This window comes from Ralstonia sp. 110700041-2 (assembly GCF_056280165.1).
Window position 1 is genome coordinate 164,692 of the sequence record NZ_JBSFAI010000009.1, and the last position, 26,516, is coordinate 191,207.

General features: G+C 60.5%; 28 protein-coding genes. 11 read left to right on the plus strand and 17 right to left on the minus strand.

Annotated elements, in window-relative coordinates; genetic code table 11:
• Nucleotides 1-69: 69 nt before the first annotated feature.
• Complete coding sequence (locus ACUXH0_RS15345; protein ID WP_012435647.1) at nt 70-384, minus strand: hypothetical protein; 315 nt, start codon at nt 382-384, stop codon at nt 70-72.
• Here ACUXH0_RS15345 and ACUXH0_RS15350 point away from each other — a divergent pair.
• The 6 genes from ACUXH0_RS15350 (at nt 383) to ACUXH0_RS15375 (ending at nt 5,763) form a co-directional block, all read left to right on the plus strand.
• The gene (locus ACUXH0_RS15350; RefSeq protein ID WP_146049767.1) at nt 383-562 is read left to right on the plus strand and encodes a hypothetical protein; all 180 of its coding nucleotides are present in this window, start codon (nt 383-385) and stop codon (nt 560-562) included. The two genes, ACUXH0_RS15345 and ACUXH0_RS15350, sit on opposite strands and share 2 nt — an antisense overlap.
• Nucleotides 563-1,214: 652 nt before the next feature.
• Nucleotides 1,215-2,339 carry a hypothetical protein gene (locus tag ACUXH0_RS15355; RefSeq protein ID WP_012755742.1) on the plus strand — a complete coding sequence of 375 codons (1,125 nt, stop codon included), beginning with the start codon at nt 1,215-1,217 and terminating at the stop codon, nt 2,337-2,339.
• Between the two features lie 50 nt (nt 2,340-2,389).
• On the plus strand, nt 2,390-3,571 hold the full coding sequence (locus ACUXH0_RS15360; RefSeq protein WP_012435645.1) for a FlhC family transcriptional regulator: 1,182 nt from the start codon (nt 2,390-2,392) through the stop codon (nt 3,569-3,571).
• Between the two features lie 146 nt (nt 3,572-3,717).
• The gene (locus ACUXH0_RS15365) at nt 3,718-4,077 is read left to right on the plus strand and encodes a hypothetical protein (RefSeq protein ID WP_012435644.1); all 360 of its coding nucleotides are present in this window, start codon (nt 3,718-3,720) and stop codon (nt 4,075-4,077) included.
• Between the two features lie 110 nt (nt 4,078-4,187).
• On the plus strand, nt 4,188-4,631 hold the full coding sequence (locus tag ACUXH0_RS15370; RefSeq protein WP_012435643.1) for a hypothetical protein: 444 nt from the start codon (nt 4,188-4,190) through the stop codon (nt 4,629-4,631).
• Between the two features lie 148 nt (nt 4,632-4,779).
• Nucleotides 4,780-5,763, plus strand: coding sequence for a CAP domain-containing protein (locus ACUXH0_RS15375; protein WP_012435642.1), 984 nt, complete (start codon nt 4,780-4,782; stop codon nt 5,761-5,763).
• A 761-nt stretch (nt 5,764-6,524) separates the two neighbouring features.
• Here ACUXH0_RS15375 and pilV read toward each other — a convergent pair.
• The 16 genes from pilV to ACUXH0_RS15455 form a co-directional block, all read right to left on the minus strand.
• Nucleotides 6,525-7,823: a shufflon system plasmid conjugative transfer pilus tip adhesin PilV gene (gene pilV, locus ACUXH0_RS15380; RefSeq protein WP_012435640.1), complete on the minus strand. Its 1,299-nt coding sequence runs from the start codon at nt 7,821-7,823 to the stop codon at nt 6,525-6,527.
• A 12-nt stretch (nt 7,824-7,835) separates the two neighbouring features.
• Complete coding sequence (locus tag ACUXH0_RS15385; RefSeq protein ID WP_012435639.1) at nt 7,836-8,312, minus strand: hypothetical protein; 477 nt, start codon at nt 8,310-8,312, stop codon at nt 7,836-7,838.
• 22 nt (nt 8,313-8,334) lie between these two features.
• Entirely contained in the window at nt 8,335-8,835 is a 501-nt protein-coding gene (locus ACUXH0_RS15390) for a type 4 pilus major pilin (RefSeq protein WP_012755741.1), read from the minus strand.
• Between the two features lie 36 nt (nt 8,836-8,871).
• Entirely contained in the window at nt 8,872-9,945 is a 1,074-nt protein-coding gene (locus ACUXH0_RS15395; protein WP_012435637.1) for a type II secretion system F family protein, read from the minus strand.
• Nucleotides 9,942-11,528 carry an ATPase, T2SS/T4P/T4SS family gene (locus ACUXH0_RS15400; RefSeq protein WP_012435636.1) on the minus strand — a complete coding sequence of 529 codons (1,587 nt, stop codon included), beginning with the start codon at nt 11,526-11,528 and terminating at the stop codon, nt 9,942-9,944. Before ACUXH0_RS15400 ends, ACUXH0_RS15395 begins: the two co-directional genes overlap by 4 nt.
• Nucleotide 11,529: 1 nt before the next feature.
• Nucleotides 11,530-12,783: a type 4b pilus protein PilO2 gene (gene pilO2, locus ACUXH0_RS15405; protein WP_012435635.1), complete on the minus strand. Its 1,254-nt coding sequence runs from the start codon at nt 12,781-12,783 to the stop codon at nt 11,530-11,532.
• A gap of 1 nt (nt 12,784) precedes the next feature.
• The gene (pilP, locus tag ACUXH0_RS15410) at nt 12,785-13,402 is read right to left on the minus strand and encodes a type IV pilus biogenesis protein PilP (protein ID WP_225694717.1); all 618 of its coding nucleotides are present in this window, start codon (nt 13,400-13,402) and stop codon (nt 12,785-12,787) included.
• A 105-nt stretch (nt 13,403-13,507) separates the two neighbouring features.
• Nucleotides 13,508-15,199, minus strand: a complete 1,692-nt coding sequence (locus ACUXH0_RS15415) for a type II secretion system protein GspD (RefSeq protein ID WP_012435633.1) — start codon at nt 15,197-15,199, stop codon at nt 13,508-13,510.
• Nucleotides 15,196-15,720, minus strand: coding sequence for a toxin co-regulated pilus biosynthesis Q family protein (locus ACUXH0_RS15420; protein WP_012435632.1), 525 nt, complete (start codon nt 15,718-15,720; stop codon nt 15,196-15,198). Before ACUXH0_RS15420 ends, ACUXH0_RS15415 begins: the two co-directional genes overlap by 4 nt.
• Nucleotides 15,721-15,737: 17 nt before the next feature.
• On the minus strand, nt 15,738-16,214 hold the full coding sequence (locus tag ACUXH0_RS15425) for a lytic transglycosylase domain-containing protein (RefSeq protein WP_012435631.1): 477 nt from the start codon (nt 16,212-16,214) through the stop codon (nt 15,738-15,740).
• Nucleotides 16,211-17,461, minus strand: coding sequence for a TrbG/VirB9 family P-type conjugative transfer protein (locus ACUXH0_RS15430; protein ID WP_012435630.1), 1,251 nt, complete (start codon nt 17,459-17,461; stop codon nt 16,211-16,213). Before ACUXH0_RS15430 ends, ACUXH0_RS15425 begins: the two co-directional genes overlap by 4 nt.
• Nucleotides 17,458-18,231 carry a lysozyme family protein gene (locus tag ACUXH0_RS15435; RefSeq protein WP_012435629.1) on the minus strand — a complete coding sequence of 258 codons (774 nt, stop codon included), beginning with the start codon at nt 18,229-18,231 and terminating at the stop codon, nt 17,458-17,460. Before ACUXH0_RS15435 ends, ACUXH0_RS15430 begins: the two co-directional genes overlap by 4 nt.
• A gap of 19 nt (nt 18,232-18,250) precedes the next feature.
• Entirely contained in the window at nt 18,251-19,462 is a 1,212-nt protein-coding gene (locus ACUXH0_RS15440) for a TraB/TrbI/VirB10 family type IV secretion system protein (protein WP_012435628.1), read from the minus strand.
• Between the two features lie 10 nt (nt 19,463-19,472).
• A complete protein-coding gene (locus tag ACUXH0_RS15445) occupies nt 19,473-20,354 on the minus strand; it encodes a TrbG/VirB9 family P-type conjugative transfer protein (RefSeq protein WP_012435627.1) in 882 nt (293 codons plus the stop codon).
• Nucleotides 20,351-21,064 carry a VirB8 family type IV secretion system protein gene (locus ACUXH0_RS15450; protein WP_012435626.1) on the minus strand — a complete coding sequence of 238 codons (714 nt, stop codon included), beginning with the start codon at nt 21,062-21,064 and terminating at the stop codon, nt 20,351-20,353. The genes ACUXH0_RS15445 and ACUXH0_RS15450 overlap by 4 nt, the downstream gene beginning before the upstream one ends.
• 292 nt (nt 21,065-21,356) lie before the next feature.
• Nucleotides 21,357-21,623 (minus strand): hypothetical protein, encoded by a 267-nt coding sequence (locus tag ACUXH0_RS15455; protein ID WP_235202027.1) that lies wholly within the window; start codon nt 21,621-21,623, stop codon nt 21,357-21,359.
• Between ACUXH0_RS15455 and ACUXH0_RS15460 the strand changes: the two genes are divergently transcribed.
• Genes ACUXH0_RS15460 through ACUXH0_RS15480 form a run of 5 tightly spaced genes read left to right on the plus strand, consistent with a single transcriptional unit; the run spans nt 21,549 to nt 26,513 of the window.
• The gene (locus ACUXH0_RS15460; protein WP_235202026.1) at nt 21,549-22,535 is read left to right on the plus strand and encodes a TadA family conjugal transfer-associated ATPase; all 987 of its coding nucleotides are present in this window, start codon (nt 21,549-21,551) and stop codon (nt 22,533-22,535) included. The two genes, ACUXH0_RS15455 and ACUXH0_RS15460, sit on opposite strands and share 75 nt — an antisense overlap.
• Nucleotides 22,536-22,547: 12 nt before the next feature.
• A complete protein-coding gene (locus ACUXH0_RS15465; protein WP_012435624.1) occupies nt 22,548-22,892 on the plus strand; it encodes a hypothetical protein in 345 nt (114 codons plus the stop codon).
• 2 nt (nt 22,893-22,894) lie between these two features.
• Complete coding sequence (locus ACUXH0_RS15470; RefSeq protein ID WP_012435623.1) at nt 22,895-23,224, plus strand: VirB3 family type IV secretion system protein; 330 nt, start codon at nt 22,895-22,897, stop codon at nt 23,222-23,224.
• Entirely contained in the window at nt 23,218-25,665 is a 2,448-nt protein-coding gene (locus ACUXH0_RS15475; protein WP_012435622.1) for a VirB4 family type IV secretion system protein, read from the plus strand. The genes ACUXH0_RS15470 and ACUXH0_RS15475 overlap by 7 nt, the downstream gene beginning before the upstream one ends.
• Before the next feature lie 56 nt (nt 25,666-25,721).
• Nucleotides 25,722-26,513 (plus strand): TrbJ/VirB5 family protein, encoded by a 792-nt coding sequence (locus ACUXH0_RS15480; RefSeq protein WP_012435621.1) that lies wholly within the window; start codon nt 25,722-25,724, stop codon nt 26,511-26,513.
• The last annotated feature ends 3 nt before the right edge of the window (nt 26,514-26,516 follow it).

Genomic DNA, 26,516 nt, shown 5'->3' on the forward strand with positions numbered 1-26,516 from the left:
CCACCTGCTGGCGGGAGAAGACTCCCACCAACAGGGGGTTAAAGGCGCCTTCCAAGGGAAGGCCTGAGGTCAAGGGCGCGTGGCGGCCTTGGGGCGAAGCATGGGCGTGACAACCGCGGACTTCGCATAGCGTGCCGTGTTGGCAGCCGGGCGCACCGCGGGAGCGGCCTTGTCCGCCTCGGCTTGTGCAGGCTTCGGCGGGATGATGACGGGTGCAGCAGGGATCGGTGCAGCCTTCTCGCTCTTCAGGCTATGCCAGATGACCGAGAGGAACACGATGCCTACGACAACGGCGATGGCATGCGAATGCGCGGCCATGTACAGCACCAGCATCGTGCAGAACAGACGAAAGGGGGTATTGACGAACTTGAGCAGGGATTCCATGGTTCTCTCTCCAGAAAACGCGGCAAGGGATTTCCTGGCGGCTGCCAGGCGATCATTCGATGCTCGGATGAGCAAGGAATCCCGCAAGCAACAACGTGCTTGCCTCACGCGCGAGCGTCAGGCAAACAAGCTGAGCCGGGACAAATCAGAAAGGGAGAATGGCGCTGAGCGGCTGTGAAGCCAGATGGAGTTGCTCCATCAAGCGCAAGTTCGATGCGTCAACGACGCGGAGATGTCACGAACTTTAGCGGATGCAGTGGATCCGCGCAAGCTCGCACGCGCGAGCCTATCCGCTGCAAGGCAGTGGATGACGCGACGCTCATGCCATCGGATGCCCCCCTTTTGTGGGGCATTTGAAGATGCATTCAGAAAATCTTAATTCGCTTTGACGACTGATATTAGCTTCATTTAATTCACGCACCCCTCCAAATACTGCACCCACACCCCACCTCATTGGGGTTAAGTATTGCGATTCGGCGAACGATACAACGATAGAGTCGCGTCTTCCTTTAGCAATTCGTAATAGGCCGTTCGTATGTAGCCGCTTTCCGACCCGCCCCAACCGATGACCTTCGATTTTGCTCTCGCACATCGCAGGCCACGCGTTCACTTGACTTCTCCCTGACCGCCTTACGATGGCTCGAAGAGGAGGTGCATTCGCGGTAACCATCCGCATCGCACCGCCCGTTTGGCGCCTGAGCACATCTGGCTCCGGTCACGAGAACACTCCACTGGCTTACATCGACATGACTCATACGGACTTCCAGCTTGCGCAAACGATCACGGACGACGGTTCTGTCTCCGCCATGACATTCGCGAGGACCCAGTTCATGGACCTGGACGAATCGTCGATTGGCCGAATCGCACAGGCGACCGAGGAAATCTGGCAGTCGCAAAACCGTGTCGTGGCCGAGTTCATCGCAATTGGGGCACGGCTGGTCCACATTGACGGCATCATCATGGGGAGCCTCACGCGCACCCTCGGTGATGAGACCGTGGCCAGGAAGCGCGGGAGTGCCATGCTGTCCAGCTACGCAAGCACCGTCCTTCGGATGACCGATTCACGCGTGGCTCTCTACATCAACATCTACAGGAAGTTTGCGAACAACAGCCGGGCCATCACCAACCTGACCTTGGGTGAGATGAAGATCTTGGCCCGCAAGGACATCACCGATGACGAAGTCGACAAGGTCATCGAGCACAAGTTGAAGACGGATAGCTTTAAACGCGAGGACATCCGGCCGATCATCGAGAAGCTTCGGAAGACAGAAGAGGATCTGACCAATACCGGCCTGCAGCTCCAAGTCACGCAGGAAGAGCTGAACGAAAACCTGAACAACAACCGCGATCTTGAAGCACAGATTCGAACTCTGGCTGCCCAACTCACGGTGTCCCAGGAGGAGGTGGCCAATCGGCAGCGTGCCATGGACGAAGCACAACTCCAGGTCACCCGCAGCTCTTCGACCGTCAGCACGCTACAGCAAGAGATCGACCGTCTCACGCGCGAACGCAACGCGCTAGCAGCAAGGGCAGAGAGCGGCCAACCGGCGGCTGTGAAAGAGACAGTCGAAGTGCACGTTCTGCCGCCAGGACTCCAGACCCTGGACGATGCGCTCCAAGAAGCCAACCGTCGCCTCGAAGCGGCCAATGAGGACGTTAAGCGCAAGCAGGACGAGCTTGATCGACTCAACCTGGAAATCGCACAACAGCAGGACGACATCAACTCGTCTGCTGACGCCAGAGCGAAGATGATCACGCTGGTTGCCGACATCGAATCCGTCGCACACAAATACCAGTCTGCGCAACTCACGGCCATCTTTGCCAACGCATCGGCCGAATGCCGTCCCATTCTCGAAGGCCTCGCTGGCGTCCTGACCAAATTCCTCGGTGAAGTGAACGCTGCGCTCGCGACCACCGAGACCACAAACCGCGTGTCCCGCCGGACACGCACGTAAACCGCCTGATTCAAGCGCCGGTCCCAAAAACAACAACTGACTCTCTCGCCATGACTCGTTCGACTGCTCTTTCTGCCAAAGACTCGCTCATCCTTCCCGACCGGATTACCGACCGGATCCGTTCCATCAACTACCAGCTTGCGGATTTCATGGGCACCTGCATGCTTCGGCACCGGGAAGTGGCGCCAGTATTTGGAGTGCGGCCGGAAGAGCTGGCCATGCTCGCGCAGAACGCTGCAGGGCAGCGGCAGTTGATGGGAACACCGTTCCTGGTCGTGACACCGATGTTCAAGAACGTCGAAGATTGGCGCAGCCTCATCAAGAAGACGACACCAACCCTGGCCATTGACAAGGTGAAGGCGGAATTCGGCAACCTTGATCCCAGCCTGAAGATGAGCTTGTTCCACCAGAACAAGGATTACGTCTGGATGGTAGTCGACCTACTCCACTCCACGCCCGTTGCCGCTCAACTGCTGGGCATGCCGCAAGACCTGGCTGACTATCTCGTGACCGTGTCTCAGCACGAGCTGGAGCTTGCCATCTTCGGCGCCAACTTCCCGATGTTCCGTTGGCGTTTTGAGAATCCGATGTTCTGGCTTGAGTATTCGGCCAACCTCATCTCGGAAGAGACGATCTGCCACCACGTGATGAACGCCGGCGACTCACGTGCCCCGCGGCCCCTGCAACGTGAACGCTGGGGAAATTTCCGCGTCGGCCGCGCGCAGATGGAACGCTATACCGAGGCGCTCATTGGCCTGCGTTGCCGCGCATCCAGCGTGGCCTCGATGTTCCCTGGCACCGCGGCTACGGCGCGCGCTCTCTATCGACAAATCCACGGCGAATCGTCTCCCTGCGGCCTGATGCCCTCCTCGTCATCCTGGTACGTGGAGTCGGTGTCGAGCCGCATTCAGTCGACGACGCTGATTTGGCTGTACTGGAGCGCCCTTGCCGCACGTGCGAACGAGCCAGAGGCGTTCATCACCGCACTCGACACCGTCGGGCGTCTGTTCGGCGATGCCGCGCGGCTGACCCCGGACCGGGCGTTCCATTTGGCCCGATCAGTGTCCACCGGCAGCGATTTGTCCATGTCCAGTTGCCGCACCTGTTCCACGCACTATCTGACGTGCAATACCACGCCAAAAATCGAACTGGCGGCGTCCTTCTATTGCCCGTCATGCACAGGTGCGTTGACGGCGCCACGCAAGGGCAAACCGCGCAAACAACTCGCATAGCTGGATCGGGCCCCGAATGGTGGATGGGCTGGCGATGCCGCCCGAGCTTGACTCTGATTCTCTCGGCGTACGCTCAAGACGTAGAAGCCTCTGCCGCGGCGTCACGACTGGCGGCGGGTGCCTCCCCATCCACAAAGGACAACGATATGCGCCATCTTGCTTCCCGCTTCGTTTCTGGTACCGCATCGCTGTTTGGTACCGCACTGACTGGCGCGTCCCTAGTCGGGAAATCGCACGCCGGCACCGCTCCTGCGCTGGTCCTCGGTCTCGCGCTCATGATCTTCTTCGCACCGCGCTGGTACCGGCTCTACCGGTTTCGAACACATACGTTTTTCTGGTATCGAAAGAAGCATCCGGGGTTGGTATCTGACGCTGGCACGATCACGTGTGATCGCTGCTCGTCCAAGCATCTCAGCGTGCACGCGCTTCGACGTGCGCCCGGCACACGCGCCCATTTTTGCAAGACCTGCGGCAAGACGCTCTATTTCTCGGCAGAGGGGTGCTAGGAGCGCGCAACTCTTCGGCACCGGCAAGCGAGAAAGCGCGCTTACCCATAATGCATTCACCACGATCAGCACGACGGCCCCAGCCGACACAACTCACAGCCCACAATCACATGACCACATTCTGCAAGTTCGACATCCCGGCGTTTACCGCAACCGTGCGCAAGAAGGCAAAGCTCCTGCTGGCCATCGCCGCCACCGCCATCATCACGGCATGTGGCTCGTCGACGAGCGACATCGTCGGCGAATACTCCGTCCAGGGAAAGAACGGGCTCGAGCCAACGCTTCGGATCGAGAAGGCAGACGGCAAACTCGCCGTTCAGGAGTTCCACAACGGCAATTGGCGAGCCATCCAGGGCCCGGTCAATGATCTGACCAAAGAGCAAGCTCAAGCGCTCTTCGGCCGCGCCGTTAGTGAATCAGTCAGCGGGATATCCACGAAGGACTTTGCGCTCGTCCATGTCCCTTCGAACTGGAGCAACAAGGACTTCCCAACGACGACGGGGTATCTGCTCGTTTCGATGCTCGGGCCCGTGGAACTGCACAAGGTCAAGTAGCAACGCGTTGCTGCCGACCGCCCCCGCACACGTTGAGCGCGGCATCTGAAGTACCTGGAGTGCATCCTTGACTTCTTGAGCCGCACGCTACGATTAAATCAAGTGGTCGCATATCGATCACCGACCTCAAAATCACCGGAGAAAATCAATGACGAACAAACTCTCTCTCCTCGCAATTGCTGCTGCATCGACTCTCGCACTGACCGCATGCGGCGGTGGCGGTGACGGTGGCACGTCCACGACTGGCGGTTCGACCGGCGGCACTACGACTCCGCCGGCACAGACTGTCACCGGCACCCAGACGACACCGCAGTACGGCAGCACGAGCGCACAACTGGCAGCGTTCAACACGCTGAACCAGTACCGTACGCAGTGTGGCTTTCCGGCACTGTCCGAAAACACTGTGCTGGACACTGCCGCCCAAGCACACGCTGCCTACATGAGCACGAATGGCGTAGTTGCGGATAGCGAGACGGCGGGCAAAACTGGCTTCACCGGTGTCACCTATCAGGATCGCGCGGTGGCGGCTGGCTTCCCCAATCAGTACGTCGGCGGCGTGAGCGGGGGCTACTACACCAATGCGACATTGACCGACGCCCAATACGGTCAGCAACACATTATCGGCTGGCTGTCCGGCGTCTACCACATCGCTGCGGGCGTGTGGCCGTCGAGCATTGTTGGCATCGGCGTCTCCAAGACGCTGTTCAACGGTTTCCCCGACGTGCGCGCCTCGATGAGCTTCGATGCGCCTAAGACGATGCCGGGCAACATGCCCTTGACCTTCCCGTGCCAAGGCACCACCGGTGTGGCCTACTCGTCGAACGGTGAAACGCCGGCGCCGCCGAACACCAGCGGTTCGTGGGGCATTCCTGTCGCGGTTGCGGCCAACCCGAGCGACACCGTTGTGCTGACTTCCGGCACGATGACCGACAACGCCTCGCACACGGTGACGTTGCAACTGCTCAACTCGTCAACTGATCCGAACAAGTTGGTCCCCGCGTTCGAAGCCGTCGCCTACCCGACCGCACCGCTGCAACCGAACACGCCGTACACGGTGAACCTGTCCGGTACGATCAACGGCACGCCGTTCACGCGCAGCTTCACATTCACGACCGGCAACGTGGTGGGCTAAACAGTCTAGCCATCAAAAAGAAAGCCCCACAGTCACCGTGGGGCTTTTTCTTTGTGTCGCCGATCTCTCAATAACTTGCCTGCGGTCAGGACAAACGCCATTTTGCTTTAGCCAACACCGCCGCCGCATGCCCACGGGTTGTAGACAAAGAACACTCGCGACAAATATTGTGTAGCCGTCGCTGGGTCCGAAGGCTGGGAGATGTAAGCTGGAGCAATGTAACGAGCATAGTTCGAGTTCATATACGCTACCCCGTTGTAATACATCTGGTCCCAAGTACCAGAGAAAGTCTGCCCTCCCCAATCGGAGTTGCTGGCGTCATACGTTCCGTCTGCGTATCCATTAAAGGGCCCAAGGTTGCCACAGCTGTTGGTTGTATACGTTGCCACCAACACGTGACCTGCAGGCGGCGGCGGGGGCGGAGGTGCCGTCGGCTGACAGTTCAGGCCTACCCAGCTCGATCCATTCCAAGAAGGGCCACTGGCAGCGTAGTAGCCCGAAGGACACGAAGGCGGTGGCTGATAGTTGCAGCCAGGCGCACTCCAATAGGAACCCTTCCAAACGGGACTTGAAGTCGTCGTCCATCCAGCGCCAGACGAACACTGCGGTGCCGGGACTGGGCCCCTTGCGATAGGGCTCGGGCAAGTCGAGTCTTGGTATCCCGGTGAACAAAGCACAGGGTTCGCCATTGCAAGTCTGGATCCCGCCAGAAGCACAATCACCGACAAGACCCTAAGTAGCATCCTCATTTCACGACTCCATTAGTATCCGCAATAGGTCCCAACAGTGGCAGTCGCGCCACCGATGCCGGCATTTGATCCATCCATGATGTAGACAGTCCACGGGCCTGATCCCCACGCTCCATAGTTGACGACCGTCGTCGGATCGACCGCAAAGTTCGCCGGGGTCACAACGATCATCGGGGTTCCGCCCGCCGGACAAGTCGGCCTCGGAATTCCAGAACCATGTTGCGCGGTGTAATACCCGAAGCGCTGCAAGCTCCCGCCAATTGGTTTCCACACGTTGTACAGACAAACTAATTGCTGGCCAGAGCCATCAGCATTGCCTGCCTGTGTTCCGTTTTGGGCACACGCCGTGTTGGGCGAAGCAACGTTACCCAGCCTCTGCGTTCCCGCCGCGACCACATCGCCGGACTGGTCGACCGAGAATATGGACTGTGTCCAAGGGTTGTTGACGATACGGAACGTGCCATTCAAGCTCTCAAGGTAGATCGATGTACCGTTCGATCCTTTCAGGCCTAGCACACCGCCCTCGCCCACCTGCTCCCAAGTGACTACTTTGCCGTTTGCGGTCGTGATCGATGGCACGGCAAGCGAACCACCGGAAAGAGCCTGCAAGCTTTGTGAGCTGATCTGCTGTGCGCCACTGATGTTGTGCAGCGCCCCCCCTTGATCGGTCATACCAAGGTCGGTCTGCATGTTGTTCAGCTCGGGATGGCCAGGAACCTGAACGCGGTACAGATAGCTGTTGTTCGCACTCACGCCTGTGAACGCAAGCAGTGACACCAGGTGACCGCTGCCTGGATTGGTGAAATTGGTCAACGGAAGCTTCCATGCCCCGTATGCGCCGTAAGCATTTGCGGGGGTCATGGTTGCGTCACCATTCTGGCCGGCATAGGGGACGAATCCGCCCTGCGCCCCTGCTTGGGCGGCAATCTGAACAAGCTGGACAGTGTCCGCGATTGCCCTCCCGCCAACCGATTGCACGACCGACTGCAACGTCCCCGCGGTGGGCTGCAGGACCTGAAGTTGCCATGTCTGTCCGAAAACATTCGTGGTCGAAAAGCCGTTCGGCAAGTAACCGCTGCTGATCAGCATTGCGGTGGTGATGGTCACCGGCACGGTAGGCGTTGCAATCGCCGCGATCGATGTCCCGTTGTCTTGAACGTACTGAGCCGCGGCCTTGTTGTAGATCACCTGCTGGCTTGCCGCGGCCGCAGTCTGCACGTTTGTCATGCCCGACGCCTGCCACTGGTAGAACTGCCCCACGCTCAGCAACGACAGGGCGATGGCGATCATGTAACCGAGAATTGCATCCATTGCGCGTCGCCTTCAGGAAGACGTCTGAACCCAATTGAGGAGTGAGCTAACGGGGATGGTCGTGGGTACTGACATGGTGTTTCCGCCCGCCAAACTCACCGCCACACCTGCGGCCCGGATGACGAACCAATTGTTGCCGCCCTGCGCATCGGCGAGTAACTTTCCCGCTGCACCAGGTGCCGCTGGCAGGTACCCGTAGACGTTGCGACCGCTACCATTCGCCGTCGTCATACAAACAGCACCAGCAGGCAGCAACACACCTGCCGGTAGCGTCACGGTCATGTTTGGACTGATTGCGCCACGCTGCGCGATCGCTGTGCTAACACATGCGGTCCCAAACATCGCAGCTTGCTGAGATGACACCACCGAGCGCGTCTCCATCTGGCCTGCGGGGCCGGCACCAGGAACACTGTCGGCGAGCTGGAACGCTTGAATGCCAAGCCCGAACAGCAGCATGACTGCGGCGAGCGGAAGGAGTGCGAATGCCATCGAAACGCTGACTCGCTGGGGCTCAGTGGAACGTCACGACAATCGTTGCGGTCGCGGAGCAAACAGCGCCGGCCTGCGACGTGTCAGGCATGTTGCTGCGTGTAAAACTCTGACCGCCAACCGTCAACAAGTCGTAGCCTGACAGACTCGTCACGGTGGACGTGCATTCGTCAGTTGTTTGCGACCCGCCACCCCCAAAAGAGATCACCCCGCTCGTGCCACTATTTGCCGAACTCAAAGTAATGGGATTGCCCCACTTGTCGAAAATGCCTCCGCTCTTGACCATGGTCGGAGGGAAGGTGCCTCCGTTAATAAGCCCGCCCAGGTTCGCGTTCGAAAAATTGGCAAAGCCGGTATTGCTCTGCGCGAACCCTGCTCGGGCCTTTGTCATGACGTAGCCAATATCCGTCGCCGCGCCACCACTCTTCTGATCCGACTTCGCCTGCCCGCTGTTGCTGAGCGTGTTGCCCACTGCGAGGATTGCCAGCGCGATCGCCACGAGCGCCCCAATGATCCGTTCCATATCACCCTCTCCTAAAGTAAAACCACGTCCAACGATTTACATCTGCCTCATCGACGACGTGAGAGCCGACGAAAGCGCGTTTGAGCCAAACTGCATGACAAACATGGCTGCGTACACAAGAAGACTCAGGGTCAACGCCATGCCACCGCCGATCGCAAGCACCTTTCGCTCGACATAGGCCGCGTTCTCTCGCGCCACGTTCGCCAGCTTTTCCGACGAGTCGGCTTTGCCCATGTACTCGCCGATCTCATCGATCAGATCCACGGAAGGGAAGTCGTGCCCAGTCCGCATCATGGAAGTTGCAAGATCAAAGCCATTGCGTGTGCCGGATGAAATGGCGAGCAGCCGCGACGCCAACCATGGCGATGCCGTGCGCACCTGTGCGGCCAGCGATTCCACTTCAGGGATGCCCGCCCGCTGCAGAGCAAGAAACGACAGCAACCAAGAGAACCCTGCGATCTCCCGATAGAGTGGGAACGGAAAAACCCATCGATCAAAGAACGCCCTCCCACGGCCAGCCCAGTTCGGTAACGCCCATGCGCACCAGAGCGCATAGGTAAGCAGCCCGTACGTCGCCAAAGGCATTGCCGCGCTTTGTGCAAACACGCCCATCAGGTAGAGGACGCGTGCCCATCCGGTCCACTTCTCGGCCGGCAAGATTCCTGCGAACTCGGGCACTACGTCGGCACCGATAAAGCCGAGTACCTTGTAGAGCGCGTAGACATAGACAAGCGCCGGCGCGAAGCCGAGGATCAGCTTCCAAAAGATGCGATCCACCAGTTCGCGCACCTCGATGACGAGCTTCATTGCCTCGGGAAGCTTGCCCGCTCGATCACCAGCGTCGAGCACGGTTCGCTCAAGATTGGTGAGCGACGAGTCCATTGCCGCCGCCAGCGTCTGGCCGTTGCGGACGCCTTGTGTCACGGCATCGATTGCAGCAGCAGCGCGACGTTTTCGCCGTCGTAGCAAGCCGGCCCCGAACCGGGTAAGCACGCGCTCTAGCGTTACGTCGTTCGCCAGATGCGTTGACGCACGTTCATAGAGGCGTTTTCGGAGCTTCCATGGCAGAGGATTGCCCTTCAGCCACTGCAGAGCTTTCTGGAGATTCATACGCCCTCGCGATACGCCTCAATGGGCACGTTCTTCTGCGCGTCGCGCGGATCGATCCTGCCGGCCAACACACGTTCCATGACATTGCCGAGCATGGATTTGTCGGAGCCCTCACGCAGGCGGTGATTTCGACGTGCCAACGACGTCCCCCTGAGGAAGTCTTCCATCAGCTCTTCGGTGCTAAGGACAACCTCTGCAACTGCCTCACGCCCGCGGATTTGCCGGCCGAAGCAGTGCGGACATCCCTTTCCCCGCACATGGACCTGTTCGATGTTTCCCCAGGTTTTGATGCGGTCGAGCAGAATTCCCGGCATTGCGTCGAGATGTTTGGCCAATGGCTCCCGACACTCCGTGCACAGCACGGGAACCATCCGCTGCCCCATGAAACCCGCGATGATTTTGTGGTTGCACATCAACTCCTTGGAAAGCAGCGTGTGGTCGAGCATTTGCAGGCGACCAATCAGTTCGAACGGATCAAGAACGTGGAGCGAGCCGAAGACCAAGTGCCCGGTCTGCGCTGCCTGAACTGCTGCAACACCTTCATTGCCTGTGCGGATCTCGCCGATGTCGATGATGTCCGGGTCCATCCGGAGCATGCGTTCGACGAGGTATGAGGAGTTCTGCCCCGTCGAAAGCAGTTGCACTGCCCATTCACGCGGGTACTCGACCGGATGCTCACGGGTGATCTGCCGCAGCTCGGGCGAAATCTGCCCCTTGTAGCGCAGCATTTCGTAGCCGGTCGTGGTCTTGCCACTTCCCGTCGGCCCCGTCTGAATAAACAGACCATCCGGCATCAGGACGACCTGCTCGAACATCGCGAGCTGCAGCGTCGTGAATCCCATCCGCTCAAAGTCGACTTTGCCGGCCGGCGCCTCCGGTCTCACCAGTCGCAGACGACTCGCCGGCGTCTCGCGTCGCTGAAGTGTGGCCGTGTGCCTGCGCGGTTGCAGGCGATTAACCATGACGCCACCACCGGCCTCGATCGGATAGGCTGGGCCGCGCGTAATGCGAACACTTTCAATATCGGTCTCAGGCAGCTTGTTGCCGCTGATCTGCGCTTCCTGGAACTCGAGCGGATTGAATGTCGGCTCTTTGACGGTTGCGAGGCCGACGCAAGTTGCTCGCACAAAAGCTTCCCCCTGCGCAGCGTTCAGTTCCCACTCGGGCACCGTCCATAGCTCGCCGTCAATGCGCAACTGAAATTCAGCATGGTCTTCTCGCTGCAGAACGTGAAGGTCGGACGCCCCCAGTTCGGCAGCCTCGACGTGCCGCCGGCGCGACATTTCCAGAAACTCAAGGTATGCGTCGCCCGATTGCCCGTCCGACGTGCTTTCGCGCGCTTGCGCCAGCTCCTGCGGGGCAAGAGATTCAACAACCGGCTCCAGACCATGGCGTTTGAGGTCAGCCAACCATGTGAGAAAGGCCGAACCACCTGCATAGCGGCCATCGACCTGAATCTTCTCGCCGACCCCCGCCCACACGACGTGTTGCATCAGCGTGGCAGGAACAGGCGGGAGCCGCATTGGCTCGACATGCGCGTCAACGCGCGAGAATGCCCTGAACCGCTCAACCAAAGCCACCATGTCAGCTCCCCACCTTGAGGGCAGCAGTCGCCCCAGGAAAACGGTTAACGTAGAGCGTCCCTTTCGCATGCCACTGGCCATCTCGCAGGTCGACGCTGACCTCGGTCAGCCGCAAACCTGGGACTTGATCGAATGCAGAAGCACCGCTGAACCATGGAGCCATCGCAAGCGTGAAATCGGCCGCATTCCCAATCCACGGGGCCGGTTCAGGTGCATCGGGGCCATTCGCGCCAGGAAGCGCGGCGGGCTGCGTCGCCGCCAGCTTCAACTGGAAAGCTTTGCGGTGCGACACGCTCCAAACGATGCGCTTCGCAACCTCAAAATCATCAATACCTGTTGGTTGGATCGTGAACGTATAGGGCTTAACTTCCGTCGAGCGAGAGTGGTTTCCATCGTCGAGGAGCGTGCCGGGCGCGTCCTCAGCCACACCCCCGTCGCGCTCCCATTGAGCGGCAACGTTGACCGTGACGGGACTACCGAACTGGCAGCTCCAGCCGGTCAGCAACCAACCTTTCGTGGCGAGTGCCCTGCCGTGCCAAGCCGAACGACATGCGTCGACAACAGCAGACGGCACAGGTTGAAGTGTCCATGGCGGAATTTGTTGCTTGGCTTGCTTTGCCGCGTGCATCGCCTGTGCAGCACGTTGTCGCGCGAGATCCGCAGCGCGCTGTGCCTCAGCCTGCCGTTGCTGATACCACCACGTGCCGACGCCGGCCAATGCCGCCACTGTCAGCACCCCGGCCACCGGTAGCACGTAGCGTCGCGGCCCCGGCTCCAGATCGGTCAGCCCCTTCACCGATCGCGAAGTGCGAACGATGTCTGCGAGTTCGGCTTCGGTCCCGCGGACTACGTTCCAGTCACCGGACGCTTTGTGCAACGCATGGAGTTGCTCCAATTCTTCGAGCGTGCCAGTCCGGTCCCCGTCCGGTAAAACCTCCTGGCCGTCGCGCACCGCGATGTACCAATACAGGTCAGCGCTGATCCGATAGAAGCCGCACCAAGGCTGAGGATGTGAGTCAGCGACAAGGGCTGCAAGCGGCTTGGTTCGCCAGTTGGAGGCAGCGCCCTCGAGGCCCGCACAAAAGCCGGCCTGTACGTGCCCTGTGCGCGTCTGATGGACGACACTCCACCGTGCTTGCAGATCACGAGCCTTCTTGCGCAGTGCCGCGCGGCTTGGCCTGGCATCCTCATGCCGCCAAGTCAGGCCGACGGCATAGGTGCCCTTGATCCCTGGAAGGTTGAGGACTTGAGCCATGTCACACCGCGAGCTTCAGAACTTGCTTGCCGCGACCCACTCTGACTTGTTTCGCATCGACGCCGATGACTTGCCAGCCATCGCCGAGCTGAGTGCCAGCCACTGCATCCGAAATCGTGATGCCGTTGATTTCGATGAGAGCCGAGTAGACGCCGTCAGCTCCCCCGATGTGAACCAGACGCGGTTTCCCATGTTTGGCCGCAGGTAGCGGAATCGGTGGCTTCGTAACGTTGCCGGGAACGACCAGCGACGGAACAACTCCCGGTTCCCCTGCCTGCCCAGGCGTCACGCTCGTTGCAGCCTGCATCGCGCGCGACTCCGAGCTTTTGATGTCCGCCTGGTACTTCGCAATTTCAGCCTTGACCTTCAGGACTGCCGCTTGCCGTTGCAGGATGCTGAGTTCGTCGGCCTCAGCACCTGCCTGAGCGGCTTCGGTCTTCGGCGAAGGCGCAGCCGCAACAGGAATCGACGCCTGGGGTGATGGAGCAGCCTGGGTTGGCCGTACAGACGTTTCTGCAACTTGCGCGGTACGAGCCGCAGGTGTTGTCGTTGGCGGAGTTGTTGTTGCCGAAGGCTGCGCATCACGAATGGATTGAGCGGCCTGCATCGCCTTCTCCATGCGAGGCGCCGAGGCACCCTGCGCAATTGCAAATCCTGCACCGGCGCTCAGCGCAAGTCCAACCGCTGCAGACAAGAAATGTCGATTCATCATGAACCCCAGGTATCAAAGAAGCCGTGCGGTGATAACGACGGCAATCATCGTTTCGCGCTTTGCGGCATCCACCCCACCGCCCGTCACTGGGACGTAGGGCGAGCCAACGCCGTTGTTCGTGGTACTGGTCGTTTGATCGCGCAAGCCGGTAAGTACCAGCGACTCGCCCGGCTTCAGGCCGACGGTCTGCTGGAAACGTGCCAGTGGCTTGGTTCGCAGCTGCACCTTGGACAAGGAGGCCCCGCTGCCCTGGGTCTGTTCTTGTAGCGGGTTCAGATTCGACAGGGTCATGTCGAACATGATCAAGATGCGGCCGTTGACAACCTTTGGCGTGAACGTGCTTGTGAAGCCGGAGATGTCAGGGGCGGTTTGCATGGAAGACGTGGAACCCACGTTCGACGCCAACGTGGTCTGCGAGCTCGGGATGTAGTCCTGCAAAGTTGCAGACTGCATTGCCATGACCTTGCCGTTTTGGGTAACTCCCGAACGCGACACAACCTGCGTAACGTTGCCCAGCGTCGACAGCGCTTGCACTGCCACCTTGGTACCGTCCAGCTTGCCGCCGACAATCGTCGCGCCGACGGACATGGGTGTCGCGTTGCTCGACACCGTTGGCGGCGCCACCCCGGTGAACGTGGCACCGGTGTGCCCATTTCCGCTCTTGTACCCGAGCGAGAGATTCAAGCCGTAGTTGTCCTCTTGATTGAGCCGGACTTCGTAGATGCGCACGTCGATGGCGACCTGCTTACCGAACATGGCATCAAGAGTACGGACCCAGTCCTCAACACGATCACACTGTGGCGGCGTCCCGGTGACAGTGACAGTCCCCAGATTCGGGTCGGCGATGACCTCCGCACCATTCCCCGCAATTTGCTTGGCGATCTCCTCCAAGCGTTTCCACGGTTTCACTTCCAACGACTGGCTGGCTGTTTGTCCGCCGGTGCCCGAACCGCTTGAACCGCCAGATGTGGAGCTAGTGGTAGAAGCCGACGTGCCGCCCGAGCTGGAAGACAGGTTGCCGTCACTGGAGATCGTCCCGCTCATGGAAGCGAAGGCTCCCATGTCAGGCAACGTGAAGTTCCGGGTCTCGACTCGGAAGAACGTGAGGGTGCCGTCGCGAAAGCGCGAGTAGACGTTGTAGCGCTGCTCGTTCGTCCGCATAAAACCCTTGAAATCGCCAACGTAGTGCAGCGGTGACTGCGTCGGCATCGCTGCGGCCCCAGACTGCATGCCACCTGGGGCGGCCAACGTTGCGTTGGGCGCGCCTGCAAGACTCGTGGCGAGCCCTGCGGGTAGTTGCGGCCCCTTGACTGCGCCGGTTGCGCCGGTGGTCACAATGGACTGCGCCGAGGGGAACGGTGCATTCACCGAGGGATCGATGACCACCCGTACGTTGTAAGTGCGAGCAATCCAGTCGGCAACGTCGGCAAGCGTACTGATGCGGTCCCGTGCGTCGTTGTACGACACGGGCTTGTTGAAGAGTTCCGGTTGCGGCTTGGTCGCCTTGACCTTCTCGCCAAGAAGCCATGCCCCCTCATGGATCTGGAAGACCGGGCGGCTGCTCGGGGCAGCGTCGAGCTGCGCGCGCGTGTCGCGCATCGCGTCTTTCTGGATGCCGCGCACCTCCGCGATACCGCATCCCGACAGACTCAAGACCGTTGCCACAGCACCGGCGATCAGCTTCGGTTGATAGAAGATCCTCATTGCTCAGCTGCTCCGTTCTGGGTGATAACGATCGTGTGGTTGCCGCGCCAGCTGTCGCCGAGCACGTCTGTTCCGTTGGCTGCCAAGTCTTCCGTGACGCGCTTCACAGCAGATTCAAAGTCATCGCCATAGGATTTATTGCCCGGCACTACCCATGCGTCCTGCACCCTCCACAAGACCTTCCAACCCGCGCGCCTCGCCCACTCAAGCAATTGCTGCTCTACTGACTCGTCGGCGATGAGTTCGAACGGCCTATTTGAGGGAACGGACGTGACTGACACTGCTGGTTCAGGTGAGGTACTCGCCAACGCGGAAGCCGCGGCGACGAGCGTGTTGGGATCGGAGGCTCCGTTGCGATTGGCTTGGCCAGCGACGCTTGCTTTGCGAACACTGCTGCCAAGCGGCTGCCAACCATCGCCGTCAACGCTCTGGGTACGGGTCCCCGCGTGGACGGAGGAAACGAAGGTGCATGCAGCCATCGCGATGACGGCCATGCGCTTGTGGGAAAGAAGGCTTCTCATAACGGTCTCGCAATGTGTCAATGACTGGCACCAGCGCGCTGCAATGCCTGCCAGCGCGCGTAGATTTGGTTGGCGTAGCGCAACTGCTTGTCCGGTGAAGTGGCGTTGTATGCGCCGACGGCTTTCCAGTTCGGCCCCAGGCGCGCGATGTTCGAGCTCAGAATCCACGCCCCGACGTAGGCGTTAACACAGGGATTCCACAAGTGCTCAGGGGCAATGCCCACACGCGCCAGCGTCGGAAACCAGGAGGAGTTGATCTGCATGAGGCCAACGTCAACACTGCCGTTAGAGTTGCGATTGACAGCAAGCGGCCGCATGCCGGACTCGTGCCACGCGATGGCGCGAACGAGCGTCGGATCGAGCCGGTAGTAATTGGCCGCGTCGTCGAGACAATCCGCCCGCGCTAAACTGGCAAGAGCCAGCAGAAGTGCGAAAAAAGCGAACAGCCTTTTCGCACCGCTCACGTCTCGCACTCGGAGTCGTGATCCGCTCATTCCACCCTCGCCTTGCGCTCGTAGAAGCGCACTTCAGGGACACGTTCCACGATCACTGAGCGGCCGTCGGCCACCACAGTCAAGCGCTCAGCGATTCCGTTGAACTTGAAGTAGCGGTCCTTCAGTTCGCCCGAGCCCTCGCCGTTGTCGTTGCGTGCGCTCACATTGGCCTTTGAAGTTCGGAATACGAGGTAGGTCGCGTTGTCCTTCTCGAAGACCGATTCGAGGCCCGCTGCGTTGTCGGCCGCGAAGTCATAGCGAATCTCAGCAGCTCGCCGAACTTCGACAGCCTTACCCGCGGCAGAGACGGTGAAACGATCCACGGTATCGAACGCGACCACGCGATCACCGTCCAGCCACGTCAGGCCCTGCTTGCTGCCCTCGCTGTTCCTGATCTGGAGACCCTCAGGCTTCGTCGCAAAGCGAATTTGAATCGTCCCGGCCTTTGTGTCGCGGATGGCCTGCGCGTCAAACGCCTCGGCCAATAGCGAGCTGGCCACGCCACCGTCACCACTGCCTTGATCGTTTGGGACCGTTGCTGGCGCACCTGTGTTGCCGACATTCGCGCCGTTGCTGGCATCGGACGAAGCCACCGCGACGCCCACGGCGATCGACTTGGGCGGCTCAACACGCAGCGCGATGTTGCGACGGCCGAAGTCGACCTCCGCGTAGAGACCCTTCTGGTCCAGCAACCGCCCGAGCGCCTGAAGCCAGTTCTCGGCATCCCGCGTGACGAACGTCGTCTCCTCCGTCAGCGCAATGGTCTTTTGGGCGGTCCCCGTCCAACCGCTGGGAGCTATCGCCTTGACGATTTGCGCCAGCGGCTGCGTGACGCTCCCGGGACGCACGAGTTGCAGATTGCCGTGCTCGCCGACCATCGCGATGCGGCCGGAGAAGCCAGTGAACCCATGGGGCAAGTCCCCCGACGGATTCGCCGGCTCGCGCGTGATCGCGTTGGAGCGTTTCCAGCGCGCCGTCACCATTTGCCCGTTCGCAGTGAAGTGCAGAACGTCGGGGACACCATCAACCATGATGTACGGACCGGATGATTGCCCGTTGTCGGCCACGATGGTCTGCCCGGCACGCGGCTGAATGTACGTGCTCGACCCGTCGTTGAAGATCATCGCGGGGCGAGCCGTGGATGGCGCCACCACCTGGTAATCGAAATCCAGCGGATCGGTGTCTGCGGCGAAGGCCTGCACGGACAGAACGGGCAGCAGCAAAGCGAGGTGTCGGAACTTCGTCATGGGCTATTGGCGGAGTCCAGCCGCTTCAGGTGGTTCAGGAATCGGGCGAAGTAGGGCCCTCCACGCGCGGGGTCAGCGCTGTGATACCAAGCGACCGCCTTCATCGGAGAGCCGCTGCGTTGCCGGTTTTCGAGCAGGATGGTTTCCGCGACACGGATGTTCGATGCAGGCGACAGGGCATCCCAGGGCGATGCGAAGCGCTGGCCGTGGTAGCACCAGTTCACCTGCATGATTCCGACATCGAAATCGCACCGCTTCGCCTCGATCAGGCGGCGGATGGCACCATAGGCATCGTCTCGGGTGGCGAAGTAGTAGCCACGCCCCGCGACGTTCAACGTCCACGGCCATGGTCGCCCCTGATACGACGATTCGTTCAGCGCAATGCCGGCCAGGATGGTCGGATCGACGCGATCACTGAATTCCGCAAAGGGGGCGGCTTTCGGTGCGCAGGCCCAACCGCCCTTGCGCTCGACGATGGCGGCTTGACCCGCGTCATCCAACGAGGCGGGACGCAGCCACCCGGCACCGGCAACAACGCTGACAAGCGTCTCGGCATGAGTCACTCCGTCGGGCTGTCGCGCGGACCCGATCTGGAACTCCTGGCCGACCAAACGCTGAGCCCAGGTTTCGAAGGCGCCCAGGCCGCAGTACAAGACCGGCTTGCCCGGAAGCGTCTGCAGCCGAACCTGTCCACCGTCGCGCACGACGTAGGCCGTCGGTGAAATCACCGCATCGACCACCACGGCGTGCGCGGACACACAGGCCGCCATCAGGAGAAGCCCAATCGCCCTATTCACGGTACGGCTCCAGGACGATGTCTTGCTTGACCTGTACCAACAGCTTCTGGGCAGGTTCCGTGGTGATGGTCGGCCGAATGTTCTGGTTGCGGTTCAGGATGGTCTGCGCCGTCTGTGTGGCGACCTGGCCCGCCGCGTTGCCGTAAGTAGTCAGGCCGTTCGAATTGGAGGTCGTCGCCGTCTGCTGATTGTTGAAGCGTTGCTCCAGCACGGCGATGACAACCGCGCCATAGAAGATCTTGAAGAAATGGTTGTTGACGTCCCCGCTCACACCGGAATAGCCATTGGTGTCGGCACCCTGCATCGAGCCGAGAGGAACCCACTTCTTATTGGGGAGCTGCAGACGGGTGAACGCCACGAGAAGGCGCTCCTGCCCGATGCTGATGTCGCTGCTGTAAGTCCCAACCAGCATCGAACCTGCCGGAATCGCGAGGCAGGTGCCATCCACCGTGTCCCATACGTTCTGCGACACCATCGCGCGAAACTCGCCCGGCTTATCCGAGTTGTTGCCGCCGACAAACGTCGCTGGAATCACAAAGCCCTGGGATACGGTGCAACTCGGCAAACGGCCCGCAATACCTGTGCGCTCGTACTTCGTTGCTGCTGTCTGTTTCAGAAACTGTTGATCGCTGTTGACGGGCGCAGCATCAGCAGGCGGTGCGCCGGTTGCGTTGGCAGCCGCTGCGGCAGCCTGCTGCATCGCCCGCATGGACGCAGGGTCCAGCGTACCTTGAAGGTCGACTTTCGGGCGTGCGTTGTCACGCACCTTGTTCATGCCTGCCTTGTAGAGCGGCGCAGTAAAGATGCTGTCCTCTTCATTCTTCTTCCCCATCACCTCGGTGCCCTGACGGCCCGTCGTGAAGTCTTTCGCCGACATGACCGGTGCGCGCTGACCGGAGTCGGCTCTTACCGCAGAGGCCTCTTGGCGGGACGCCTCATCCTTGGCGGCCTGCTGCTGGGCACGGATCTGCTGGCCGAGGTTCTGCGACGCCTCACCCGCCGTCGCCCGCGATTTCATCTTCTCCGCGCGCTGCTCCTCCGACGCCTCTTTCACTTCGGCGTCGGTTTTGCTCTGGTAGTAGAAGGCAAGCGTGCCGATCAGCACCGCAGCAATGCCTGCTGCGACGTAGATAATCCCTTTGGGGATCTTCCCCTTGGAGACTCGCTCGCGAGCGTCGGTCACGTCCTCAACCTGCTTAGCCACGGCCGATCCTTTAGAAGAGACCCAAGAAGCGACCGCGGCCGCGGCGCACGATCACCTCCGTGCTACCCGACCGAAGCGCCACGGTCTCTGCCAGGCGCTGCAGCACGAGGTAGTCGCCTCGGCGAATGAAGTTCGCTACGACGAAATCACTTCCGTCCTTCACCAGCGCGACGGGCCACTCGCTGGCAGTCGCGGGCATGCGCATCCAGATGAGCTTGCCGTCATCAAAGACAGCGTCGGGCTTGAAGTCCGCGCTTCCCGACGTCGAATAGTCGAAGTTGAGCTTGTCCGGCGAAACGCCGACGGTGTTCGCCGGACGCTCTCCCTGCTCGCGTGCCTCGCCATCTGCCCGCGCCTTGATCTTGGCCATCACGGTCTCAGGGATGCGGAAGCGAACCTTCTGGTAGAAGATCCCGCCCAGGGGGGACGACACCAGCGTGAACTCGTAGGAGCGCTTGTTTGTGGTCACCGACAGGGTGTTGACCAGACCGGCAGCGTGCGGCTTGAGATAGAGATGATTGCCGTTGTCCGTTGACGATTCCCAGCGCACGCTGTCACCCCACGCCGGCTCCGACACGATCTGCTCATCGTCCGGGAACTCAATGGTGGTTCCCTTCAGTGGCGCGGTCAGGACGCGATAAATCTGATCCTTGCTGTACGTAAAGACGACGAGGCGGGAATCGCCCGGCATAGCCAGCGGTTCCGCTCCACCGTTGAACGGATTCATGGGGTTCATGGCATCCGCCATTGATCCCAAGTTCAGCGGGGGGATAACAGGTTCGGCGCGCTTCGCGGGGCGCTCGGCAGCAGCCCACGCGCCTCCGACAACAGCCAGCGCGAGACAAGCGCATGCGAGCGCCGAGGAAGTTGTGCGCAATAGGGACATGGTCATGCCGGGGTCTTCTGGAGGGTGAAGAAGACTGGGTAGATCCCGAACGGATTCGGACCCAGCGCCTCCGCATCACTTTGGGGAGGCTTGATTTCGTAGCGGAACGTGATCGCGTACCGCATGCGCTTGGGCTTCTGGCCTTCTTCGTTCGTCGTCGCGATGAATTCGACGGCGACGGTGTTGTCAGGCAGCGGCGCGATGTTCTTGATTTCGGGTTCGCGGGTGAGCGTCGGGCTGGACGTCACGGCCCGGAACGGTGCGTCCTCGTCAAACCATTGATCGAACTGCTTGCGTGCAGTCCCAACCATCTGCTCCTTCGCGGACTTGATGCTCTTGTACATCCGCGCATCCTCGACCACCGGCGTCAGCATCGGTTCGATCGTGAACCAGCGCGTGATGAGGTCCTTGAACCCGACCGTCAGGTCACGTCCTTTCGGCTCGTAGGGCTGCAGCACTCTGACCAGGGGCTGGCCGTTGGCGTCGGAGCTGACGCCATAGGACTTCACCACGGAAGGTGCCGGCTCGCGCGTCGCCACGGCAACCAGGGCCGTCAAGCTCGCAATCAAGAAGGCGATCTTCCAATGGTTGCGGTCGACCTTGACCGCGGTCGTTTGATCGAAGACGGCCTGGGCAATGCTTTTCTCCGCATACATGCCGGGATGCGGTGAAAGCACCTTCGCTTGTTCGGATTTCTTGCTTTTGAAAAGACCCATTCCGGCACCCAATTAGATGCCGACAATTGAATCAGGAATGAATGCGGACGCTTGATTCAAAAGCCCCGCGATATTTGCGAGCTTTTCACCGATGTCATGTCAGTCGGTGAGCCACCTGACTAGCGCGTTCACGGAGTGAAGTTTGGGTGCCAAAAAGCGCGCGTTGGTTTACCGCGTTCGGGATAAATCCCCGGAAAGCGCCCATCCGCATAGAGGCTTTCCGCACTTTGGTCCATCGCGGGTATCCGCCCCGGATTGTCGTTCTACGTCCTGCGCGACAAGCAAGACGGTCTTAGCGCAGTTGAGCACCCCAGCTCTTCGAGCCTTGCATCGTCGCCAATGCATTCATTCCGCGAAAGCTGAAAAAAATGACCCCGCTTTCGCCGCGAGGGCCTGATCCGTTTTCCAAAAGAATAGCGCCATGACCGCGAATCATGACCCCTATTCCAATCAGCTCACGCCGCTCGAAGAAAGCGCCGTGAAGATGTTCTTTGAATCGCTCAAGCCGATTCAACCGGTGCTTGAAGAGGCGACCGTGGCCGAAGTCATGATCAATCACCACAACAGCGTGTGGGTTGAACGCAAGGGCCGATTGGAGCGTCTCGATCTCATGCTGGAGCCCAAGAAGCTTGAAGGCGCAATCCGCGCGCTGGCTTCGTCGGTTGAGAAATCGGCGGTCAAAGGCACCGATCAAGGGATCATCAACGCCGGCCATAAGGGGCTGCGGATCGCCGCAGTCATGCGCCCGACCGCAATCGACGGGCACGCCCTCAGCATTCGCCGTCACCGTGAAAAGAACCTGACGCTCTCCGACTACACGGCGATGGGCGCGTTCTCTTCTTCCGTCGCGCGCAACCCTGACGACGATCAGATCATCTTCCCGCCCGACGTCTCCGACGACGGGCTCGCGCACGCGCTGTCGACCATGGTGCGGCAGCGCAAGAACGTGCTCGTCGCCGGTGGCACATCGTCCGGCAAAACCACCTTTCTCAACGCGCTCGTTGGCGAGATTCCACACGAAGAGCGAATCATCTCCATCGAGGACACCCAGGAACTGAAGCTAAGCGTCCCGAACTGCGTTCGTCTTCTTTCGAATCCCGACAAGAAGGTCACGACCCAGCAATTGGTCGCGCTGAGCCTGCGTTTTCGTCCCGACCGTGTGCTGGTTGGCGAGGTGCGTGGCGGCGAGGCCTTCGACTTCATTCAAGCCCTCAATACCGGCCACGACGGCGGGATGGGCTCCCTGCACGCCAACAACGGCCGCACTGCGCTCTCCCGCCTGGAGAGCCTCGCCATGCTCGGCATCCCGCTCGGCTCGCGATGGGATCTGAGCGACATGCGCAAGCTCATCGCCGACTGCTTCCACTACGTCGTGCACATGCGGCGCACGGGCGAGATGCGGCACGTCTCCGAGATTCTGGAGATCCAGGGCTACGCAAACAACGACTACGTCATCAAACGTGTTTTCTAAGGGGGTTTCATCATGATCCAAGCAGTCCAGCGCCTGCTCAAACGCGCAACCACCTGGCGCGGCACGGTGGCACAAGCCGTTGCCATCACCACCCTGCTCTATGGGGCGGAGGCCCGCGCCGACGAATTGGCCTCTCTGTCCGGTTTCGTTTGCATGATCGCGAACTTCGTCAAGAGCGGCTACCTGCTCGCGGGCGGCGTGATTGTGATCGTGATCGGTGCAATCGCCATCGCGCAGTCCGAATCCACCATCGTCAAATTCGTCTCGACGATTGGTATCGGTATCGGCATTGCAGCGGCTTGTATCCCGCTGCTGCAGAAGTTCGGCATCTCCGCCACGTACTGCACGTTCGTCTAACCATGCGCCAGCACAAGGTTAGTCGCTCGCTGTCACTGCCTCGCATGATCGGTGGTGTCGTGCGTGGCTTCGCCATTGCCAACGGCACGCTCACCGCAGTGCTGGTCTACATCACCTACCGGGCGGGTTGGCAGTTTATCTGTGGATTCCTCGCGCTCGGCATGGTGGTTCACATGGCGCTGCGTTGGCTGACCAACAAGGACCCGTGGTGGAACCAAATCCTGATGGTCTATGACCGCTATGGCGACTTGTACGAGCCAGGCCCCTGGCACGGCAAGCTCGGCGCGCGCTTTCGCCGGCCCTACGGGTTCGACAGTGATCTGCCATGCTGAAGAAAAAACGGCCCATCCAGGAAATCGCTCCCTGGCTCACCTTTATCACGCCCTCGCTGGTGCTCGGCAAGGATGGCAGTTTGCTGGCCACCTACGGGCTGGGGGGCGTTGACGCGGACCACCCCAACAAGAGTGAGATCACATCCGCTCGGGATCAGCTCGATCAGGCCTGCCGCAGCCTGGACGGTCGCATCACTGCGTGGTGGCGCATCAAGCACCGCCGCGCACACGACTACATCGCCGGCGAGTTCGCCAGTGCTCATGACGCCAAGATCGACGAGCTCAATCGGGCCAACATGTCATCGGGCAAGTTCTACCAGAACACGCACTCGCTCGCGCTCAGCTACACGCCCGCATCCGGCCTGGACAAGATCTTCGAAAAGATCAGCTACCACGTCACGGTGGGCGGCAAGGGGCTGGTCGCGGCGTTATTCGAGTCGCTAAAGGACACGTTCCTCGCGCGCAACGCGTTCGCATTCGATCTTGCCAAGACGCAGGCCGATGCCAAGCGCTTCGAAGGCATGCTCGATGCGTTTGTTGGCGGCAACACCAAGATCGGGCTCAAACGGCAGATGCTGCAGGAGTCCATGGCACTTCTGCATCAAGCGGCGAACCCATCGGTGCCGCCACGCAGGATTCGCTTCCCGATGACGCTGCTGGACACCCACCTCACCGAGTCGATCGTGACGCCGGGTGCCGAGCAACTGCTCTTTGAGTCGGCGCATGGAATGCGCTACGCGGCCGTGGTCGCCGTCAAGGAATGGCTCGGCTTCCAAGAAGCGGCGCTGGACGTCCTGACGAAGCTCGATGTTGAGCTGGACGTCTGCGTCCTCTACCGCTTCTTGGACAACTCCAAGGCCAACGTCTACATCGAGAAGATCCGCAGCTTCTACAAGATGGCGAGCTTCAACCTGTGGAAGATTCTGAAGCAGTTCGCTGCCAAGGAAGAACAGGAGAACGATGAGGGCCGGGAACAGCTCGCCGACGAGGCGGGTCAGGCACTTCGCCGGCTGACCGCGGATGGTCAGCAGCATGGCTTCGCCAACATCTCCGTCATCGTCTACGGCAACACCGAAGAGGAATGCTCGGACGCGGTCAGTCTGGTCGTTGGCGCCATCAGTAACGCGGGGTTCGGCACGATTCGTGAAGGTACGAACCTGATGCCCGCCTGGAACTGCACGCTGCCCGGTCGTTGGGACAACCAGCGGCGCCTGCAATTTGTCGAAACACCGGCCGTGTCGGACGTCGCCCCGATTTGTACGATCAATCCGGGGCCGACCCGCAACGACTGGCTCTCGGACAAGGCCGGCAAGGAGATGCCACCACTCACCTGCTTGCCGACACGCCACCTGACTGCCCAGCGCGTCGACATGCACGAGCCCGGGGGCAATGGCCACCTCTTCGTGATCGGCCCGATCGGTGCCGGTAAGTCGGTATTCCTGAATTTCCTCATGTCACAGTCGGGGCGCCATAACCCCCGGCGCATCCGGTTTGATAAGGACCGGTCGACACGCATCACCACGCAACTCGGTGGTGGTCAATTCATCGATGTCACCGGTAAGTTTGCGACCGCCACACGCTGCAACCCGCTGTCCCTGCTCGGCGAGGCGGAGAACCACGCCTACGTGACGGAATGGCTGATCTTGGCCATCGAGGACGAAGACGGATTCAGGCTCACCCCCACACAGAAGACGGACATCTTCGACGCGGTTCAGATTCTGGCCGGCTATAGCCGCGAGCAATGGACCCTGTCCTTCTTCGCCACACTGATCCACGCCGATCTGCGCGAGCGGCTGCAGCTCTGGATGAAGGGTGGTCAGTACGGTGACTTCTTCGACAACGTCGACGACGCGTTCCAAATCAGCGATGACCTGACCATCGAGATGGGTGAGCTGCTCATCAACTACGAGCGCGCGGCGGTTCTATTCCTAGACTACGCCTTCTTCCGGATCAGCAAGAGCATGGATGGTCAGCGATTCACGCTGATCGAGATTGAAGAGGCGGGCTTCTTCTTCAAGTACGAACGCTTCTACAGGCGCTTGGAAACGTGGCTGACCACCATCCGCAAGCTCAACGGTGCCGTGTGGATGGCAACACAGTCGCTGCGCCAGATCGCGCGGATTACCGACTTCGAGGTGCTGAAGGAAACCATCGCGAACTTCATCTACCTGCCCAACAGCCTCGCCAATACCAGCAAGAACCTGTACTGCGACACGTTCGGCCTGACCGTCGACCAGGTGCAAATGATCAACGACGCCGTGCCGAACCGCGACTACCTGTGGGTCACCCGGACCACGTCGCGCATGCTCCAGACGGACTTCAAGCCTGAGATGGTTGCCCGGCTGCGCTCCGACGGCAAGGCGCAAGCGGTTTTCGACAAGCACTACATGCAGGGCGATGGCTGGGAGGACCGCTACGTGCGTGAACTTCTGGCCGCCTAAGCCGAAGTCGTACCACGGCGCTGCGTTGCGCCATCTCTCAATCGAAGGAGCCACCCATGCTCAAGACCACATTCTCTGCAACTTTGCGAAAGATGCGCGGCACATTCGTCGTGGCCGCATCCGCCGTCGTGCTGTCGAGCCCCGCCCATGCCTCCGGCTGGCCGGTGTTCGATGCCGCTAACTTCCTCAAGAACACCATCAGCGCGGCGCAAGCGTTGAAGACCGAGGTGTACGAGAACACCAACATCATCTACCAGTACAAGATGATGCTGAACCAGCTCCAGCAGGCTGTGGGCCTTGATGACATCAAGAACCAAGCGCAGATCGACTCGATCCTGGCGGACGTGAAGCGCTACTCGGACTACGGCCAAGTGCTCCAGCAGCTTTACGGGGCAGTCTCCAGCGATGCGAGCTTCTTGGACAAGGTGAACGGCCTGGTGGTGGTGTCCGGCAAGTCGCCCGCGCAATGGTTCGAGGACCAACGCACGCTCCTGACCTCTGGGAATAAGACGGCGCAAGCCTTGTTCGATGCCGGCACCGACGTCGCCAAGAACATCGCGCATCTGGCCCAACGTCGTCAGGACCTGCAGTCACAGATGACGCTGAGCCCGACGGCGCAGGCCACCGCCCAGACCACCAATCAATACCTGGACCTGCTCTCCAGCCAGAACGCCGACCTCATCAAGCTGATTGGCACCAAGGTGCAGGCTGACGCCGTGAAAGACCGGAAGGAGAACGCCGACACGGAAGAAAAAACGGCGGCCATGCAGAGCGTGATCTCCAGCCAGGACGCTCAGCTCCAGAAGCTGCGCCAGTCCGTGTACACGCGCAGCAGCACCGCCCAGTGAGAG